This window comes from Lysinibacillus sp. NPDC059133 (assembly GCF_042755925.1).
Taxonomy (GTDB): Bacteria; Bacillota; Bacilli; order Bacillales_A; family Planococcaceae; genus Lysinibacillus.
On the sequence record NZ_JBHZDH010000009.1, the window covers coordinates 1 to 1,226 of the forward strand.

Consider the following 1,226-nt stretch of genomic DNA (forward strand, 5'->3'; position numbering starts at 1 on the left):
GTCACACCCGTTCCCATACCGAACACGGAAGTTAAGCTCTTTAGCGCCGATGGTAGTTGGGGGCTTCCCCCTGTGAGAGTAGGACGTCGCTAGGCTACATGATAAAATTATTCCGAAGTAGCTCAGTTGGTAGTAGCACCTGACTGTTAATCAGGTTGTCGCAGGTTCGAGTCCTGCCTTCGGAGCCATTCTTGGAGAGTTGTCCGAGTGGCCGAAGGAGCACGATTGGAAATCGTGTAGGCGGTTAACACTGTCTCAAGGGTTCAAATCCCTTACTCTCCGCCAGCACTTTAAGGATTTATCATTCCAAACGATGGCCCCTTGGTCAAGTGGTTAAGACACCGCCCTTTCACGGCGGTAACACGGGTTCGAATCCCGTAGGGGTCACCATTTTTCAATACCCAGATGGAGGATTAGCTCAGCTGGGAGAGCATCTGCCTTACAAGCAGAGGGTCGGCGGTTCGAGCCCGTCATCCTCCACCATTATTTAAATAAATCACCTTATTATCGCGGGGTGGAGCAGTGGTAGCTCGTCGGGCTCATAACCCGAAGGTCGTTGGTTCAAATCCGGCCCCCGCAACCAAAATGGTCCCGTGGTGTAGCGGTTAACATGCCTGCCTGTCACGCAGGAGATCGCCGGTTCGATCCCGGTCGGGACCGCCATTTTTTTAAAAGAATATGGGTCAGTAGCTCAGTTGGTAGAGCATTAGATTGAAGCTCTAAGTGTCGGCGGTTCGATTCCGTCCTGACCCATCACATTTTTTTGCCGGTGTAGCTCAGTTGGTAGAGCAACTGACTTGTAATCAGTAGGTCGTGGGTTCGACTCCTATCGCCGGCACCATGACTTTCCCGGAGGGGTAGCGAAGTGGCTAAACGCGGCGGACTGTAAATCCGCTCCTTAGGGTTCGGCGGTTCGAATCCGTCCCCCTCCACCAGTTTTAATTTAATAGGGGCATAGTTCAACGGTAGAATAGAGGTCTCCAAAACCTTTGGTGTGGGTTCGATTCCTACTGCCCCTGCCAATTAATTTAAAATAATAAAATATAATAATATGGCGGTTGTGGCGAAGTGGTTAACGCACCTGATTGTGGTTCAGGCATTCGTGGGTTCGATTCCCATCAGTCGCCCCATTTAATTTAAAATAATAAAATATAATAATATGGCGGTTGTGGCGAAGTGGTTAACGCACCTGATTGTGGTTCAGGCATTCGTGGGTTCGATTCCCA

At 50.1% G+C, this 1,226-nt stretch carries 11 tRNA genes and 1 rRNA gene; all 12 read left to right on the forward strand.

What is annotated here, in order from left to right:
* Positions 1-95: ribosomal RNA gene (gene rrf, locus ACFXN8_RS06885) — 5S ribosomal RNA — on the forward strand; the annotation flags it as partial.
* Between the two features lie 16 nt (positions 96-111).
* Positions 112-188: transfer RNA gene (locus tag ACFXN8_RS06890), tRNA-Asn, on the forward strand.
* A 5-nt stretch (positions 189-193) separates the two neighbouring features.
* Positions 194-285 (forward strand) — tRNA-Ser (locus ACFXN8_RS06895).
* Between the two features lie 30 nt (positions 286-315).
* A tRNA-Glu gene (locus tag ACFXN8_RS06900) sits at positions 316-390 on the forward strand.
* Between the two features lie 17 nt (positions 391-407).
* Positions 408-483: transfer RNA gene (locus tag ACFXN8_RS06905), tRNA-Val, on the forward strand.
* 25 nt (positions 484-508) lie between these two features.
* A tRNA-Met gene (locus ACFXN8_RS06910) sits at positions 509-583 on the forward strand.
* Between the two features lie 4 nt (positions 584-587).
* Positions 588-663, forward strand: a tRNA-Asp gene (locus ACFXN8_RS06915).
* 17 nt (positions 664-680) lie between these two features.
* Positions 681-753 (forward strand) — tRNA-Phe (locus ACFXN8_RS06920).
* 12 nt (positions 754-765) lie between these two features.
* Positions 766-841 (forward strand) — tRNA-Thr (locus ACFXN8_RS06925).
* Between the two features lie 10 nt (positions 842-851).
* Positions 852-935 (forward strand) — tRNA-Tyr (locus ACFXN8_RS06930).
* A gap of 13 nt (positions 936-948) precedes the next feature.
* Positions 949-1,022, forward strand: a tRNA-Trp gene (locus ACFXN8_RS06935).
* A 32-nt stretch (positions 1,023-1,054) separates the two neighbouring features.
* Positions 1,055-1,130, forward strand: a tRNA-His gene (locus ACFXN8_RS06940).
* Positions 1,131-1,226 lie beyond the last annotated feature (96 nt).